Below are 14,528 nucleotides of genomic sequence, written 5' to 3'. Positions count from 1 at the left end.
CCGACATGAACACGCCAAGACATTAAGAAACGCCAAGACCGGAGGGGCATCGGAGTGACCACGCGAAAGGCATCAGAGCAGGCAACGCCTGCGATTGCCCGCTACTTCACCACGCCCAAGGGTGACATGACGCGCTACCACATCGCTCGGCCCGGGACCGAGACAGCGTTGTGCAACGCGCGATACGTGGCCCGGCACAACCCCGGCGGCGAAAACACCTTCGCTGAGTTGCCGAGCTACGACTGGGCGCACGTGTGCCCCCGCTGCGCGGAGAAGAGCCCTGCCACCGCGCCGGCGTGCGAAGCACCGCGGCGGTCGGGGTGGTCGAGCTGCATCGAGTACCTCGCCGACGGCTGGATCACCCCGCAGGACTTCTGCCCGGCGTGCACCCGAGCGTTCATGAGCGCGCTCGACGGAATCTCGGGCCCGCTTCCGTGGCACCGGAATTACCGGCTGCGGGCTGCCGGGGCGGAGGCGCAGTGATGCTCACCACAATCCGTCAGCCGGCGAGCATGCGTAACGACCTGCGCGAGCGCGACGACGTTTACGAACGGACGCGAGCGAGGGGAAGCACCGTGACGGAGGCAGACAGATCGGGGCTTCTCCTGAAGCTTCCGGCATCGACGATCATCACTTCGCCTCCGCCCGATACCGGCCTTCTGCAGACCACGCGCCGCCGGTTCGAGGGCTGGTCGCGATCCGGATATGCCCGCGCGGCCGGGCTGTTCCTCGCCGTCCGCGTGGTCAGCGTCGCCGTGCTGGCCGGCATGTCGGCGTATCGGAACCTTCCGTTCGGCGACCGGCTGCGCTCGTGGGATGGCTGGTGGTACCTGCAGATCGCCGAGCACAACTACGCCGGCGTGCAGAACCCACTGGATATCGACGGTAACGCGTTCGCGGACGCCCCATACGGCTTCTTCCCCCTGTATCCGATGCTGATCAGCCTGGTCGGCAAGACCGGCCTGCCGCTGCCGGCCGCGGGCGTCGTGGTGTCCACGCTCGCTGGCGTGGCCGCGGCGTGCGCGCTCTACCGAATCGGCCGGCTCGTCGCGAGCCCGCGAGCTGGCCTGGTGCTCGTTGTGCTGTGGTCGGGCGCGCCGATGGCCATCACCGAAAGCATGGTCTACACCGAGGCACTGTTCACCGCGCTCGCAGCGTGGGCGCTCGTCGGAGTCCTCGAACGGAACTGGGCGTTGGCCGGCGTGGCGACGATGTTCGCCGGGTTCACGCGCTCGGTCGCGTGCGTGCTGATCGTCGTCGTCGTTTTCGCGGCGGTGCTCGCCGCATGGCGTGGCGAACGCCGGTGGCCGGCGCTGGGAGCCGCGGTGCTGGCGCCGATCGGTCTGGTCGGCTACTGGGGATTCGTCGCCGCGCGCACCGGCTCATGGGCCGGGTGGCAGGACATCGAGCTCCGCGGCTGGAACACCCGGTTCGACTGGGGCCGCGAAGCCATCGAGTGGATACCCCGCACACTGCTACGTCCCGACGGCGCTTTCCCCACGCTTGTCGCCCTGCTGGTGATCGCCGCGGTGGTTCTTGCGGTGGTGTCGATACGCCGGCTCTCGTGGCCGCTGGCCGCGTACGGCCTCGGCGCGCTCTTGCTGGTCCTGTGCAGTGCCGGCCTGCCGTTCGCGAAGGTGCGATTCCTACTACCGGCGTTCGTGCTGCTGATTCCAATCGCGCTCGGTCTCGCCAAGCGCCGCAAGTCCACGGCCGTGGCCGTCCTCGCGGCCTACGTGCTCGCCGGCGCGTGGTTCTCGGCCTACAGCCTCACCGTCTGGAAGTACGCCATCTGACCATCAGCGGCCCCTCCATGTCAGCGGGGACCTCACCCGCCATGAGCTGAAGCCCGTAACAGCCATCGCATCGCACGCGACTCCCCGATCAACCTCGCTGAACAGAAAGGCCCGAACACTATGGGCATCATCCGCAAGTCCCTGATGGTCGGCACCGGCGGCGTCGTCCGTGGCTCGTCGAAAAAGCAGCGCGTGGCCAAGGCCCAGCTGAAGGAACTGCGCAAGCAGACCTCGATGATGGACGCGTCCGGCAGCAGCACCGGCTACCCGGCCGGGTCGATCGGTGACCTGCTGGCGAAGCGCAAGCAGCGTAACGCCGAGCCGGTGCAGCCGCAGGCACCCGCGCCGGGCTGGTACCCGTCACCGAACCAGCAGGGTCAGCTCCAGTGGTGGGACGGCGCCACATGGGTGGAAAGCTTCGCGCCTGCGCCGCAGTAACAGCAGCCCGACGACAGAGCCCCGGTCACCTTCGTGGCGGCCGGGGCTCTGTCGTTAACAAATTGATCACGCGCGAAACAGGTCGACCATGAAACGCGAGTAATAGTCCACAGTCCCCCGAAAGGCCAGCCATGCCCGGTAGCGAAATCATGCCCTTCGACTTCGAAGGGAACAACGTCCGCGTCGTCATCGATCTCAATGGAGAGCCATGGTGGATCGCCTCGGACGTGTGCACCATCCTCGATCTCGCCGACGTCAGCAGCGCTCTGAGCAGGGTGGATCCGCTCGACACGACTAGTACCCGTGTCGAGAACTCACGAGGTGCGCGCGTCGAGACGAAAGCTGTTAACGAGTCCGGCCTGTTAGATCTGGTGCTCGACAGCCGAAAACCGGAAGCGCGCAAATTCAGACGGTGGATCACCAGAGAGGTACTGCCCTCGATTCGGCGTGACGGCGGGTACATCCGCGAAGACGCCTCACGTACGCAGCTTGCCCGCCTGCAGGAGAAGATCGACTACCTGGAAGTCCGAGACCTTCTCACCGACGCCGTCGACTACGACAGCACCAAGCGATCCACGCAGACGGCGTTCGCCATGATGCAGAACAGGTTCCACGTAGCGGTTACCGGCCAGACTGCGACGCAGCTCCTCGCGACCCGCGAGCAGATCCGGGGCGCGCCACGTAAGGACGGCAATGGGCTGATCAAGACCAAGCACGCGAAAGATCGGCTCACGGATGTCGAGCTGAAGGCCGAGTCCGCGCTTGGGCGCATCATCGTCGGGCGGCTCATGCTGCACACCCTGAGCGACGCGTACACCATGGCGGACTTCACGGCACTGGTTGACGAGGTGATCCAGGAGAACCCGGTGCAGCCGGCTGACTAGCACGTCTGAAGAACAGGTGCGGCCCGCCCCCAACGATTTTCGCGGGTGGGCCGCTTCTGTGCGCCCGGGGTCAGCGACGGTCGCGCAGCTGGCGTTTCAGGTCGTCCACGTCCCACCGGGCGTGCCCTCCCGGGGTCACCACTTCGGGAGTCACGTCGCCTGCCTTCCACCACCGTTGCAGCGTTCGGCGGTCCACGCCGATGGCCTTGGCGGCGTCGGCGGTAGGTAGCAGGCGATCGGTCACCTGCCTACTTTCGCCCGCGTTTGCCGCGTTCGTCTATTCGAGTGCCGCAATGGACCGCGATCACCGCCGAGCACGCGCGTTCACGTACGCTTGTCGCGTTTCGCCGCGTTCGGAGGTGGTGGCCATGCATGAAGCAACGCCCGAACTAGGTGCCGCGCTCCGTGCAGCCCGGAAGAACGCGCACTGGGGTGTCCGGGAACTGGCCCGCCGGGTCGGGGTACACCCGGCCGTCATCTCGTCGTGGGAACTCGGGCACCGCACCCCGAAACCACTGGACGTGGCAGGGATCCTCGGCGCGCTCGGTGTCGTCGGCGAGCAGCGTCAGTGGATCCTGCGCATGGCCCTCACCGCCGATCTGGACCGATCCCTGCCCGGCGGCTGAACCTCACCCCTTCGGCGGCCTCAGGCCGTGCACCAGCTCCCGGGGGTCGACGCCGAGCCCTTCGGCGAACTTCAGCAGGTTGTGAAGGCTCAGGTTCCGCAAGCCGCGCTCGGCCTGGCTCACGAACGTCCAGTGCACCCCGGCGACCTCGGCCAACTGCTCTTGGCTCAGGCCTGCCCGGTGCCGCAGCTCCCGCACGCGCACGCCGAACTCCCGCGTTGCCGGTGAATGCGGTTGCCGTGCCACCGACGCAACCTACCTCCCGAATCAGCCCCACACGCTGTAGGTGATCGGCTACCATCGCCCGCGTGTCGGCAATTGCAGACACCCGAGTGCGGGGAGGACATCTCGTGTGGGAGGACACCAACTTCTCGATCTACAACCCATGGTCGAACGAACCTCGGCAAGACGGGTTCTCGCTGGAGGTGGAGGAGGCGAAGGGGATCCTCCGGAACCTGAACGACCACAAGATCGCGGTACAGGACATGCAACGCAAGGCCGCCCAGCTGGTCACGATGAAGCCCCCATCGGAGGACCCGGCGACTGTGGCCGCGAATGTGGCGTTGGTGGGTGACGGGCAAGGGCAGCTCGGCGCGTACTCGCACGGAGCCGAGGCGATCGACGCGCAGCTTGCCTACATCACGGAACTGGCCGACCGGATCCAGAAGGCGCTCGACGCGATCGGCGAGAGCGAGCAGGACCAGACCAAGACCATGAAGAACGTCGACCCCGACGCCGAACCCCCGGGAAAACTCTGATGCGCGTGCGCAACACCGTCGCGATGCTCGGCCTTGCAGCGCTCGCCGCCGGTTGCTCCTCGACCACCGCCGGAACCCCCACGGCATCGTCCACGCCGACCACCGATCCGTCTGCGAAGACGGTGCCCTACGGCGGTGCGCCGAAGGTGGAGAACCCGCTACCGGACAACGCGCTCTCCGGCGACCCCTGCCAGGCACTCACCCCGCAGCAGATCACCGAGCAACTCGGCTCAGCGATCACCGGAAAGCCCGACAGCCAACCGATTTCGAGCTGTTCGTGGACCAACCCTGACACCACGGCCAGCATCGGCGTGTCCTACTACCCCGCGAGCAACGACGGGCTGAGCAACGCCTACGTGAACGTCAAGCCGCAGATGAAGCGCTGGGACGTGCTACCGCCGATCCAGGGCTTTCCCGCCGTCGCCTACGCCACTCAGGCGGGATCGACGCCCAACACCTGCAATGTGCTCGTCGGCGTCACGGACCGGCTCTCGTTCCTGGTCGACGTGGCGCCCCGCACGGAGAAGATGGGCAAGGTCGACAGCTGCGCCGGTGCAGCCGACGTGGCCAACGACGTGATCACCACGTTGAAGCAGAACGCTGGCGGCTGACACCGCGCCCGGTCCGGCCGCCAGGTAGCGTTCGGCCTGCGGGTCCGGCGCCCTCCTCCCCCTTGGGTCGCCGGACCCGCCCCAGAGACGACGAAAAGAGCCCCGCCACCTGCGTGATACAGGGGCGGGGCTCTCGTCTGTCTCGCTCAGGCCGGGCCGCGGGTTACGTCCTCGGCGTAGAGCGGGTCGACGCTGGCCGGCGCCGTGGCGGAGTCGTTGGGCTTCGACGCGGCGACTGCGCCGGTGCCGAGCACGAGTGATCCGGCGGTGATGATCAGGGCTGCGGTGTCGCCGTCGATGTGGACGCCGGCGGCCGCGAGGACACCGACCACGACCGGGGCGGTCAGCACACCCCACAGCGCCGCGAGAGCCTTGCGGTAGCGGCCGGGTGCGGTGCGCGCCCACGCGCCGAGCCGCTGCCAGACCGTGGGTTCGCCGACCGGGGCGGCGTGCTGCCCGGTCACCGGCCGGCCGGCGCGGGTTCGGCGCCGGTGATCTCGACGGTGCCGGTGATGCGGACGTTCGCGGCAACGGCGTCGGTGACGATCTGCCGGACCGCGTCCGGAGTCAGCGCGTCGTCCTTCGAGAGCGCGGCGACCGCGGCGGACAGGCCGGACACCTGCGCGGTGAGCGCGGTCAGCTGGTTGTGCAGCATCGCGAGCACTTGGCTGGGGTTCGGGGTGCCGGTGACCTTGCCGGCGGCGTCCTTCTGTGTCCAGAGCGCGTTGTACCAGATCTTGGTGAAGACCTCGTTCAGGTCGGCCATGTCGTCCTCCTCGGTGTGCGCGGTCAGGTGGTTGCTGGTGTAGGACTCGTCGAGGTCGACCCCGCTGGCGGTGATGCCCGGGATGGAGCCCGACGAGCTGTACTGGTGGATGTCGTAGCGGCCGGCCGCCGGATCCGGCTTCGCGCCGTAGCGGGCGATCCAGATCACCAGCCCGGGCACGCCCCACGTGTCGGGGCGCAGGGCCTTGGCGAGCGCGTTGTTCAGGTACACCCCAGGCCGCAGCCCGGCCGCCGCGACCCGGTTCAGGAACCGCACCGCGAACGCGCGCTTCTGGCTGTCGGGGATGTTCGGCAGCGACGAGCCGGTCGGGTTGTCTTCGAGGTCGAGCATCGGTGCGCAGCCGGTCACGCTGAGGCGGCGCACCTCGCCGAGCAGCACATCGGCCTGCGCTTCGGGGGATGGGCTGGCCTGGACGAAGTGGTAGCCGCCGACCGGGATCCCGACCGACTTCGCGCCGGCCACCTCGGCGTCACCGCGGCCGCCCGCGGGCATGCCGCCGCCGTCGGTGAGTTTGACGTACACGAACGTCACCTTCGCGGCCTTCACCGCGGACCAGCTGGTGACGGTCTGGAACCTGCGGTAGATGTCGATGCCAAGTGCCATCGGTCAGCCTCCGGGGGTGGGCGGGTCGGTGGGCGGGGTGCTGCTGGACGGGTCCACGCACGCCTTGCCGGAGTAGGTGGTCTGGTCCGGTGCGGTGATCACCGCGTCGCGCAGCTCGTAGCCGTCCGGGCAGGCCGGGCCGGCGGCGCCGTCGTGGCCGTTAATGCCGGGTGTGCCTTGCGCGCCGGCCGGGCCGCGGCACTGGTCGTGGGCGTCGCAGTAGTCCGCGACCGCCGAGGACACCTGTGCATCACTCGGCCCCGGCCCTCGTTTGCCGTCCGTGCCGTCCGCCGGTGCCGGGATCCGCGCAAGCACCGCGCTCGTGAGCGCATCGAAGTCCGGTGTCTCACCGTTCGCGCCCCGACAGCCGTTGCGGGCCGCACAGTACGACTCGACAGCAGTCCGCGCAGCGCTCCGCAAGGCAGCCGGATCAGTGGTCGTGGCCGCCGGCTCGGCCACGTTCGGCTGATCCTTCACTTCGTCTGCTTTCGCGCAAGCCGACCCGAGCTCGACAGCTGTTTCCCCTCCGCGAGCGCACGCGTCGGCGACCTGCTCGGCTAGGGTTCGCGCCTGCGACTGCACCTCGGCCGCGTCCTGCCGCACGGCGAGCGGCGCGAGCGTTGCCCAGGCGGCGCCACCGAGCGCCACCACGGCCAACACGATCGCGATGAGCGAGGTACGGCTAGGACGCATCTATCTCACCTCTCCTGCGTTTCGCCCGGGCTGCGGAGTCCTCGGCCCTCCACCGGCGTGCCCGCTCCGCGTCGAGCTGTTTCGCGAGCCGTTCGGCGCGGCGCTCGGCGCGTACCCACAGCCAGCCGAGAACGACGACGACCACGAGCAGCGCGGCCGACGGTCCGGCCGAGGCAAGTAGCTGGCCAATGTCCAGAGCACCCACCGTCACCCCTTTCGTGCACTGTGGACGGTCACGTGATGTCGACGATGGTCAGGCGTCTGGCGTTCGCGTAGTGCCGGACGGTGGCGCCGCCGTTGGTGTAGTAGCCACAGCCGATCGTGTACGTGCCTGATCCGGGCGCGGTGAACACAGTGGTGCGGGTATCGGTGCTATGGCCCCCGGTGGGCGGCGGGCCGACGTACTGCTGAATCAGCGTGCCCGCAGTGCTCAAGCTGCCGTCCGAGGCGTACCGGTAGTTCCAGGTGCCCGCACTCGGCGAGCCGGACGCGATCGCCGTATCGCTGGTGTGCACGACGAGGTACCGGTGGCCGGCGACCGCGGCGAAGGTGACCTTCTCCGTGAGGATCGCCTCACTGGTGCCGATCACGTCGTCGTTGGTCGGGCTCACCGATCCCGCGTAGCGGGTGGTGATCTGCGCGTTGATGATCGCGTCCATCGTGGCGATCTTCGTTTCGAGGTCGAACGCGAGGTTTCTCACCTGGTCCGGCCCGTTCGGCGGTTCGGTGAGCGTCGGGTACCGGAACCCGTAAATCGGTGTGGTGTTGGGCATGTTCGGTTTCCCTCTCAGAACGGGATCACGGTCAGGACGCGGTTGTTGACCTGGACCGCGAGGCCGGAGTCTGCGGTGGCGCGGTACTTGCAGGTGAAGACGTTCAGTCCGGCGTTGAGTCCATTCGCGGCGGTTACGAGCGTCGAGGCGGTTACGGATTGATTGGTGGCCCAACCGTTCTGCACGAACGCATCGGTCACCGCAGTTTCCACAGGCAGGCTCGAAGCGCCGGAGACCTGAACCGCCTGAAACCCAGCGCCGCGGGCGAGCGCTCCCTCGCCTGACACCGGCACGGATCCGCTCACCGCGCACTCGAACGAATGGATCACCAGGCATCGGCGTGAGGATCCGATGTAGAGCGAGACCTCTGGGCCGTAGGACCCGGTGAGGTCGGCGAAGTCTCCCCCGGCGGGAATGCTCCGCTGAATAGCGATGCGCCGCGAGGCAATCTGGTTCCCCGCGCCGGCGCCGGGCGCGCCGATTTTGCCGAGGATGAACCATTGCGTTCCGCGGCGCATGATGTTGACCACGTCGCCGGGCTGATACGCCAGGCCGACCCCGGACTGCACCACCCGCATGTTCGGGATGTCGGCGCCGTTGACGTGCACCACATTCGTGCCCGAGAGCGCGTCCCACGCAAGGATTTGGCCGGTGTAGTCGGACAGGTCTTCGCTGCCGGCGGGGCCGCGGCCGGCTTCGGCGATCAGGGCGGCGAGCAGCGCGCCATCGGATCCGGCGATCACGGTACCCCCTCCAGGTATTGCTTGCGGGTGTCCATGCCCATCGAGGAATCCGGGGTGAGCCCGTAGGTGATGCGGTCGAGCACGTGGGTTTCGGCGTTGTCGCGTCCGTTGTCGACGGTGACCACGTCCCATCCCTCCAGCGCCGGGTTGGGCACGGTGCCGAGCGACACCGAGTAGGGCAGCCCGGTGGCCTTGGCCAGCTGCGCGGCGGCGGCGCCTTCGCACTGCTCGATGGTGGTCATAAACGACGAGGAGTAGTAGGTCGGGACGATGCCGAAGCTGCCGAACACGTAGGTCGGTGAGGCGGGATTGTTGTCGTAGGCCAGGCCTTGCACCGGCGGCAGCTCCCCGACCGGTTCGCCGCGGGCGACGACGACGTTGTAGACCGCGTCGCGGGAAATGGTGCGCTGCTGCTCGACGAGCACGCCGTGGCGGCCGGCGTCGATTGTCCACACGGGTTCCTGTGTCGTCACGTCCGGCACCGGCCGCACGGTGTAGACGCCGCGGTAGTCGAAGAACGCGTACCGCCCGTAGGCGGCGAGCAGGTCCTGCAGGAACGGCAACCGGTCGTCACCCATCACGTGCGCGGACGCGAGGCTGGTGCCGTAGGCGTCCCAGTCGCCGTAGTCGGTGACCGCGCCCGGGACTGCTTGCTGCACGACGGTGTCGATGCACGCGCCGACCGAGCCGCCCGCGGCGAACGTCTGCGGCGAGACGTTGCGGGAGTCCTTCACCTGCGCCATCCGGTCGGACGCCGCGATGGTGATCGGCCCGTTCGGTGCCTGCTGCTGCTTCACCGAGTCGATCCGGAAGTAGCCGAGCCCCACGTACTCGCGGGTGCCGGTGCCGTATTCGATGCCGCGTTCGACGTAGATCTCCTGCCCGTACGGGGTTCCCGCGGCGAACGGGTCGCCCGGCCACGGATACAGCGTCGTGAGCGCGAGGGTGGATTGTACGTCGGCGGTCATGTCGGTGGTCACGTCACCCGCGCTGATCGGCAGCAGCCCCGCGGGGTCGCCGCCGGGGAACGCCAGGCCGGTGGGGGTGGTGCCGGTCTGGCCGGGCGCGACGAGGCGGGCGCGGGCGATCATGCGGTGCGAACCACGCACGGAGGCGAGGAATGTGGCGGTGACGGGCCTCATGGCACGACCACTTCGTTGTCCGAGACCAGGTCGATCAGGTTGGACCAGGTGGCCACGTTCTCGAGCACGTCGGACCAGCTCGGGTAGTCGGCGACCACGTCGGCCCAGGTGTAGGTGTTGCCGTACACGGTGGACGCCGGCGCGGCGCACTCGGTCAGCGGCAGGTCGAAGTACCTGCGCGGCGCGCGCACCGACTGCCCGCGGCGCAGCGTCACCTCCCCGACGCTGGCGTAGAGCGTCGGGACGACGGCGTCGAGCTCGGGCGCCTGCAGGAACACCGGCAGCCCGGACGCGAACGCCTGATCGAAGTCCGCGGCCTCGGCCAGGGTACGAGTCATCACCGTGAGCGTGTACCGGCGCGAGCCCTGCACATCCGAGATCGCGACCGGCAACGTCCGGCCCACCACGTCGAATGTGCCCGAGCGCGACGGCCGGGTGATCTCCGAAACGCCGGACACGGTGACCTTGCGGTTCAACGAGGGTCGCTGCGGGTTCTTGATCCACGCCGAATCGAGGACCGGCGTCACGGTCGTGGTCTGGCGGGTGACGTAGGCGGCGCGGCGGAACGCGAGCGCGGCGGATTTCGAGATCGCCGCGGCGCCGCCGGTCACGGTCAGCGTGGCGGTGGTGAAGTCGATATCGGTGTCGCCTTGCACGGTGTATTCCCACCACATCGCCGCGTCGTCCCCGGCGGTGGAAGACCAGTCGCCGATCTCGGCGAACCCGCGGCCGACGGCGCCGGTCCAGTCGTCCTGCTTCCACGCGAGGAACAGATTCATCATCTGCTCTTCGGGCACGCTCACTCCGGCGAGCGCCACGTTCTGCGCGCTCGCGTTGACGAGGGTGTTGGTGGTGACCGGCATGGGGTCGGCGTTGTGGAACGCCATGATCTGCGCCATCGTGTCGGCGCCGACCGTCCCGCCGGTGAAGGTGACCGTCGGTGCGGCCACCGACGGGTCGTAGACGCGGGAGAACAGCGCAACGTTGCCGAGGTCGAGCACCCGCGTCCACCCTGCCGGCGCGACCGGCGCGCCGGTGCCACTGTTGCGGATCGAGGCGAGCAGCAGCAGCGCGTCCCCGTCGAGCACCGCGGCCGGCAGCGGCGGCGTGAGGCTGACGTTGGTACCGGTCACGGGTGTGCCCGGATCCGGGACGCCGAGGATCGGGCCGCCGTCCACTCCGGACACCCGGTAGAAGTTGGGTACGCCGGCGGCGAACTCGTAGTCGTCGAGGTGCCCCGCGCCGGCCACGACCGGCACCGTGTCGCCGCCGCGGACCGTGGCCCAGGTGATGCCGTCGATGCTGCGCTCGACGAACGCGGAATCCACCGCGGTGCCGAACCCGTCAAACGCGATCCGGACCCGGGAAAGGTCGTCGAGGTAGGTCGCGGTGGTGCTCATCGACGGCCCCCTGTCCCGGCGCCGGCCAGGCGCCGCACCTGCACACTGTTGCGATCGATCTCCAGCGCCACGCGCTGCGTGATGCCCTCGCCGAGGTCCAACGTCAGGTTCACCGTCTGCGGGCGGCCGAAGCTCTGCTCGTGCGAGGTGACCCGGCCGGTGACACCCGGGGTGAACAGCTCCGGGCCGTTCTCGCCGACGACGTACGAGCGGCCGGAGCGCGCGGTGCCGCCTCGGGCCAGGTAGGGAATGTCCGGGATGTTCGGGATCCCCACCACCCCGGTGACGGCGTTGATGCCGTGGATGGCGCCGTTGAGCAGCCGGATGGCGCCGTTCAGCGCAGACTTGAGCCCGTTGCCGATGCCGGACCAGATGCCGGAGAAGAACCCGGACACCCTGCCCCAGATGCCCTTGATGAAATTCCAGGCGTCGGAGAAGCGTTGCCCGATCCAGTTCACCGCGGCCGAGACGCCGGACTTGACTCCGTTCCAGAGCCCGGAGAAGAACCCCGTGACCCCGGACCACACGTTTTTGACGAAGTTCCACGCGTCCTGCAGCCGCTGCCATATCCACTGTGCGGCAACGGTCACGGCGTCCTTGACCGCGTTGAAAATGCCGATGAAAAAGTCCTTGATCGGCGTCCAGTACGTGATGATCGTGGCCACGATCGCGATCAGCACACCGATCGCGATGATGATCAAGCCGATGGGGTTGGCGTCCATCGCGATGTTCAATGCCCATTGCGCGGCCGCCCACAGGCCGAGCGCGATCACCAGTGGCGTGATCCAGCTCGTGTTCTGCTGAATGAAGTTCGCGATGTTCGCCAGCACCGGCGCCAGGAACTGGATCACCGGCACGAGGATGGTCGAGATCGTGCTGGCCAGGCTCGCGAACGCGGCGGCCAGCGGCGGGATCGCCGGACCGATCGCGGCGAGCAGCGCACCGACCACCTGTGACACCGAACCGGCGACACTGTTGAGCGACTGGAAGAACCCCACCAGGGTGTCGTGTCCCTGCGCGGAATCGAGGAACGTCCGGATGGTGCTGATGAGCGGGCCGATGATGCCCCCGACACCCCCGCCGGCGTCGGCGATCGCGCTGAGCACGTCGCCGATGATCGCGCCCACGTCCTTGAGCACGCCGAAGAACGACGAGAAGCCCGCGATGGCGCTGCGGATCCACTGCTCCAGTTGGCCCGAGTCGGCCGCGCCCTGCACAAACGCGTTGAACTTCTCCCCGGCCGCGCCGAGCCCGCTGGTCAGCTGCGCCAGGATCGGCATCGCCACAGCACCGATCCGGACGAACGCGGCGATCACCGGCGCCAGGAACGCGCCCAGGTTCTGGATCACCCGGGCGGTGCCGGAGAGGATGGTGTTCACCTGCGCCGTGCCGCGGGCGGTCGCGAGGAACGCCGTCACCTTGGTGGCGACACCGCCGAGCGCGGTCACGATCTGCTGAAACCCGCTGGTGGTCTTGGGCAGCAGCGTTTGCAGGTTACGCACCGCGGGCAATAGCGCTTTCTCGAAGCTCGCCGACACCTGCGTTTTCAGCGTGTTCAGCTGCGGGTTGAGCTGCGCGAACGCTTTCTTGGCGCCGTCCGCGCCGAGCTTGACGGCGACCATCGCACCGGCGAGTGCGAACCCGCCGGCCACCGCGAGCGGCAGCAGACCGGCCGATGCGGCGACGGCGCCGACGATCGCGGGCAGCAGGTTCAGCACCCCGGCCGCCGTGGACGCCTTGAGCGCCAGGTCGGTGAAGCTGCGCGCGGCGGCGCCCACGCGTACGGCGAACGCGCTCAGGGACTTGCTGCGCTTTTTCGAGTCGTCCGACAGTGCCTTGATCTCGGCCTTGGCGGCAGCGGCAGCGGCGACGAGCCCGGCGCTGGAACCGTCGAACTTGATCCGGATCGTGCGTTCGGCGGCCATCAGTCACCCGCCGAGAACTTGCGGACCACGTCGTCCACGGCGGCATGCCACTCGCGCGAGATGGTGGCCGCTTCCCGTTCCACGAGCGGGAAGAACGCGTACGCGTCCTGGCCCTGATGCGGCCGGTACTGGTGGCCGTGCGCGCTCTTGTACTTCGCCGCCGAGAACCAACCGGAGCGGCCGTTCATCCCGAAGATGGAGCCGAACAGCATCCCGTACGCCGGCGCCCGGTGACGGCCGAGACGGCGCGTGCCGCCCACCTGGATCGCGGGCACCCGGTCGCGCACCGTCTTCACCGTGGTGGCCAGCAGGGGGCCTTGCGGACCACCGTGCGCGGACACGTCCACCACAGCCTTGGTTGCGAGCTTCTGCGCCAGTTTCTGCGAGTGGTCACGGATCGCGTTCTGCGCGTCCTTCGGCAGCACCGAGAACGCGCGCAGAACCTCCCGCACACCCTCGATGTGCACCTTCACGGTCAAGCTGGTCTTGGCCATCGGGCGCACCTCCCTCGCGCTCATCCCGACAGTTGGGCGGAGCCGTAGCGGCTCGGGACTTCCCCTGTCCCCGAGGGTTTTCCTCTGACCTTTTTGTTGGCCTGGTCCACCAGGTGGGCCATGGTGTTCAGTGATCGGTGGTCAAGCTCTGCAATGTCGCGGGGCGCGATCCCGGTCGCCAGCGCCAGTTCGATGACGGACCGGTTCAGGCTCCCGCGTGGCCAGGGTCCGGCTCCTGCTCACCGCCCACCGGAAGCACGTCGAACGTCTCCTCGAACTCGGACAGCTTCATCGGCGTCACGTCCGGGTGGGTCATCTTCATGACCAGGTGGCCGAGCTGGTACAGGTTCGCCATCGAAATCCCGTCCTCCAGCTGGGAGAACGGGATACCGCTCACGCGCTCGAACAGCAGCACGTGCCGAGGCTTGGCGGTCACCTCGTCGTCAAACCCGTTGTCCCCGGTGATTTTCAGCGTGAGCATGGTGGGTCTCCTACGTGAAGGCGAGCACGGAACGGGCGAGATCGGCAGGGGTGCCCGTGTAGTCCACGAACGCGCGCTTGGCGTTCGTGTCCCCGGCCGAGAAACCGAACGTGGCGGTGGACAGTGGGCCGATGGCCTTGGTGGCACCGGCCGGAAGCGCCACGGTCAGGTCCTCCACCGCAAGCCCGTCGTAGGTGGCCCGCGTCTGGACGGTGACCGAGGCGGCCGAGGCGCCGTTGTTCGAGACCAGCAGGAACACCGTGCCGCCCGTGTCCACAATGTCCCCGTCCGCGTTCGGCGATGCGGCCGTGGGCGCGGTGCCCGCGTGCGTGATCAGCTGCGTCGTAACGCTCTGGCGTGCCATGGCTGCGTTC

The 14,528-nt window shown here is 68.4% G+C and carries 21 protein-coding genes; 7 read left to right on the top strand and 14 right to left on the bottom strand.

Annotated features, from left to right (window positions below):
• The first annotated feature begins 126 nt into the window (after nucleotides 1–126).
• From BJY18_RS36200 to rhuM, 4 genes are all read left to right on the top strand, one after another.
• Nucleotides 127–483 (top strand): hypothetical protein, encoded by a 357-nt coding sequence (locus tag BJY18_RS36200; protein WP_184784306.1) that lies wholly within the window; start codon nucleotides 127–129, stop codon nucleotides 481–483.
• Between the two features lie 92 nt (nucleotides 484–575).
• On the top strand, nucleotides 576–1,796 hold the full coding sequence (locus BJY18_RS36195) for a glycosyltransferase 87 family protein (protein WP_312874079.1): 1,221 nt from the start codon (nucleotides 576–578) through the stop codon (nucleotides 1,794–1,796).
• 120 nt (nucleotides 1,797–1,916) lie between these two features.
• Nucleotides 1,917–2,234 (top strand): DUF2510 domain-containing protein, encoded by a 318-nt coding sequence (locus tag BJY18_RS36190; RefSeq protein WP_184784305.1) that lies wholly within the window; start codon nucleotides 1,917–1,919, stop codon nucleotides 2,232–2,234.
• A 149-nt stretch (nucleotides 2,235–2,383) separates the two neighbouring features.
• Nucleotides 2,384–3,118, top strand: a complete 735-nt coding sequence (rhuM, locus tag BJY18_RS36185) for a RhuM family protein (RefSeq protein ID WP_184784304.1) — start codon at nucleotides 2,384–2,386, stop codon at nucleotides 3,116–3,118.
• A gap of 70 nt (nucleotides 3,119–3,188) precedes the next feature.
• On the opposite strand, the gene BJY18_RS36180 is transcribed toward rhuM, so the two are convergent.
• The gene (locus tag BJY18_RS36180) at nucleotides 3,189–3,362 is read right to left on the bottom strand and encodes a MerR family transcriptional regulator (RefSeq protein WP_184784303.1); all 174 of its coding nucleotides are present in this window, start codon (nucleotides 3,360–3,362) and stop codon (nucleotides 3,189–3,191) included.
• A gap of 124 nt (nucleotides 3,363–3,486) precedes the next feature.
• Between BJY18_RS36180 and BJY18_RS36175 the strand changes: the two genes are divergently transcribed.
• On the top strand, nucleotides 3,487–3,744 hold the full coding sequence (locus tag BJY18_RS36175) for a helix-turn-helix domain-containing protein (protein ID WP_184784302.1): 258 nt from the start codon (nucleotides 3,487–3,489) through the stop codon (nucleotides 3,742–3,744).
• 3 nt (nucleotides 3,745–3,747) lie between these two features.
• On the opposite strand, the gene BJY18_RS36170 is transcribed toward BJY18_RS36175, so the two are convergent.
• On the bottom strand, nucleotides 3,748–3,990 hold the full coding sequence (locus tag BJY18_RS36170; protein ID WP_184784301.1) for a helix-turn-helix domain-containing protein: 243 nt from the start codon (nucleotides 3,988–3,990) through the stop codon (nucleotides 3,748–3,750).
• Between the two features lie 62 nt (nucleotides 3,991–4,052).
• On the opposite strand from BJY18_RS36170, the gene BJY18_RS36165 reads away from it, so the two are divergent.
• Together BJY18_RS36165 and BJY18_RS36160 are read left to right on the top strand one after the other, a co-directional pair.
• Complete coding sequence (locus BJY18_RS36165) at nucleotides 4,053–4,502, top strand: hypothetical protein (protein WP_184784300.1); 450 nt, start codon at nucleotides 4,053–4,055, stop codon at nucleotides 4,500–4,502.
• Between the two features lie 5 nt (nucleotides 4,503–4,507).
• On the top strand, nucleotides 4,508–5,113 hold the full coding sequence (locus BJY18_RS36160) for a DUF3558 domain-containing protein (RefSeq protein WP_184784299.1): 606 nt from the start codon (nucleotides 4,508–4,510) through the stop codon (nucleotides 5,111–5,113).
• A 146-nt stretch (nucleotides 5,114–5,259) separates the two neighbouring features.
• Here BJY18_RS36160 and BJY18_RS36155 read toward each other — a convergent pair whose 3' ends face one another.
• The 12 genes from BJY18_RS36155 to BJY18_RS36100 all read right to left on the bottom strand — a co-directional run bounded on the left by BJY18_RS36155 (nucleotide 5,260) and on the right by BJY18_RS36100 (nucleotide 14,518).
• The gene (locus BJY18_RS36155; RefSeq protein ID WP_184784298.1) at nucleotides 5,260–5,577 is read right to left on the bottom strand and encodes a hypothetical protein; all 318 of its coding nucleotides are present in this window, start codon (nucleotides 5,575–5,577) and stop codon (nucleotides 5,260–5,262) included.
• Nucleotides 5,574–6,503 (bottom strand): glycoside hydrolase family 25 protein, encoded by a 930-nt coding sequence (locus BJY18_RS36150; RefSeq protein WP_184784297.1) that lies wholly within the window; start codon nucleotides 6,501–6,503, stop codon nucleotides 5,574–5,576. Before BJY18_RS36150 ends, BJY18_RS36155 begins: the two co-directional genes overlap by 4 nt.
• A gap of 3 nt (nucleotides 6,504–6,506) precedes the next feature.
• A complete protein-coding gene (locus BJY18_RS36145) occupies nucleotides 6,507–7,196 on the bottom strand; it encodes a hypothetical protein (protein WP_184784296.1) in 690 nt (229 codons plus the stop codon).
• Complete coding sequence (locus BJY18_RS36140) at nucleotides 7,186–7,401, bottom strand: hypothetical protein (protein ID WP_184784295.1); 216 nt, start codon at nucleotides 7,399–7,401, stop codon at nucleotides 7,186–7,188. The genes BJY18_RS36145 and BJY18_RS36140 overlap by 11 nt, the downstream gene beginning before the upstream one ends.
• Before the next feature lie 28 nt (nucleotides 7,402–7,429).
• Nucleotides 7,430–7,969 carry a hypothetical protein gene (locus BJY18_RS36135; RefSeq protein WP_184784294.1) on the bottom strand — a complete coding sequence of 180 codons (540 nt, stop codon included), beginning with the start codon at nucleotides 7,967–7,969 and terminating at the stop codon, nucleotides 7,430–7,432.
• Between the two features lie 14 nt (nucleotides 7,970–7,983).
• Entirely contained in the window at nucleotides 7,984–8,712 is a 729-nt protein-coding gene (locus BJY18_RS36130) for a hypothetical protein (RefSeq protein WP_184784293.1), read from the bottom strand.
• The gene (locus BJY18_RS36125; RefSeq protein ID WP_184784292.1) at nucleotides 8,709–9,854 is read right to left on the bottom strand and encodes a DUF5047 domain-containing protein; all 1,146 of its coding nucleotides are present in this window, start codon (nucleotides 9,852–9,854) and stop codon (nucleotides 8,709–8,711) included. The genes BJY18_RS36130 and BJY18_RS36125 overlap by 4 nt, the downstream gene beginning before the upstream one ends.
• Complete coding sequence (locus BJY18_RS36120; RefSeq protein WP_184784291.1) at nucleotides 9,851–11,254, bottom strand: hypothetical protein; 1,404 nt, start codon at nucleotides 11,252–11,254, stop codon at nucleotides 9,851–9,853. Before BJY18_RS36120 ends, BJY18_RS36125 begins: the two co-directional genes overlap by 4 nt.
• Nucleotides 11,251–13,179, bottom strand: coding sequence for a phage tail protein (locus tag BJY18_RS36115; RefSeq protein WP_184784290.1), 1,929 nt, complete (start codon nucleotides 13,177–13,179; stop codon nucleotides 11,251–11,253). Before BJY18_RS36115 ends, BJY18_RS36120 begins: the two co-directional genes overlap by 4 nt.
• Nucleotides 13,179–13,673 (bottom strand): hypothetical protein, encoded by a 495-nt coding sequence (locus tag BJY18_RS36110; RefSeq protein WP_184784289.1) that lies wholly within the window; start codon nucleotides 13,671–13,673, stop codon nucleotides 13,179–13,181. Before BJY18_RS36110 ends, BJY18_RS36115 begins: the two co-directional genes overlap by 1 nt.
• Nucleotides 13,674–13,878: 205 nt before the next feature.
• The gene (locus tag BJY18_RS36105; RefSeq protein ID WP_184784288.1) at nucleotides 13,879–14,154 is read right to left on the bottom strand and encodes a hypothetical protein; all 276 of its coding nucleotides are present in this window, start codon (nucleotides 14,152–14,154) and stop codon (nucleotides 13,879–13,881) included.
• A 10-nt stretch (nucleotides 14,155–14,164) separates the two neighbouring features.
• The gene (locus tag BJY18_RS36100) at nucleotides 14,165–14,518 is read right to left on the bottom strand and encodes a hypothetical protein (RefSeq protein WP_184784287.1); all 354 of its coding nucleotides are present in this window, start codon (nucleotides 14,516–14,518) and stop codon (nucleotides 14,165–14,167) included.
• Nucleotides 14,519–14,528 lie beyond the last annotated feature (10 nt).

This window comes from Amycolatopsis jiangsuensis, from assembly GCF_014204865.1.
Taxonomy (GTDB): Bacteria; Actinomycetota; Actinomycetes; order Mycobacteriales; family Pseudonocardiaceae; genus Amycolatopsis; species Amycolatopsis jiangsuensis.
This window is presented reverse-complemented; position numbering and strand designations above follow the sequence as displayed.

Bases quoted from the DNA above. Each gene is read 5' to 3' on its own strand.
- BJY18_RS36105 (WP_184784288.1), bottom strand. From the start codon at position 14,154: ATGCTCACGCTGAAAATCACCGGGGACAACGGGTTTGACGACGAGGTG.
- BJY18_RS36110 (WP_184784289.1), bottom strand. From the start codon at position 13,673: ATGGCCAAGACCAGCTTGACCGTGAAGGTGCACATCGAGGGTGTGCGG.
- BJY18_RS36200 (WP_184784306.1), top strand. From the start codon at position 127: ATGACGCGCTACCACATCGCTCGGCCCGGGACCGAGACAGCGTTGTGC.
- BJY18_RS36135 (WP_184784294.1), bottom strand. From the start codon at position 7,969: ATGCCCAACACCACACCGATTTACGGGTTCCGGTACCCGACGCTCACC.
- BJY18_RS36190 (WP_184784305.1), top strand. From the start codon at position 1,917: ATGGGCATCATCCGCAAGTCCCTGATGGTCGGCACCGGCGGCGTCGTC.
- BJY18_RS36115 (WP_184784290.1), bottom strand. From the start codon at position 13,179: ATGGCCGCCGAACGCACGATCCGGATCAAGTTCGACGGTTCCAGCGCC.
- BJY18_RS36145 (WP_184784296.1), bottom strand. From the start codon at position 7,196: ATGCGTCCTAGCCGTACCTCGCTCATCGCGATCGTGTTGGCCGTGGTG.
- BJY18_RS36125 (WP_184784292.1), bottom strand. From the start codon at position 9,854: ATGAGGCCCGTCACCGCCACATTCCTCGCCTCCGTGCGTGGTTCGCAC.
- BJY18_RS36120 (WP_184784291.1), bottom strand. From the start codon at position 11,254: ATGAGCACCACCGCGACCTACCTCGACGACCTTTCCCGGGTCCGGATC.
- rhuM (WP_184784304.1), top strand. From the start codon at position 2,384: ATGCCCTTCGACTTCGAAGGGAACAACGTCCGCGTCGTCATCGATCTC.
- BJY18_RS36100 (WP_184784287.1), bottom strand. From the start codon at position 14,518: ATGGCACGCCAGAGCGTTACGACGCAGCTGATCACGCACGCGGGCACC.
- BJY18_RS36150 (WP_184784297.1), bottom strand. From the start codon at position 6,503: ATGGCACTTGGCATCGACATCTACCGCAGGTTCCAGACCGTCACCAGC.
- BJY18_RS36175 (WP_184784302.1), top strand. From the start codon at position 3,487: ATGCATGAAGCAACGCCCGAACTAGGTGCCGCGCTCCGTGCAGCCCGG.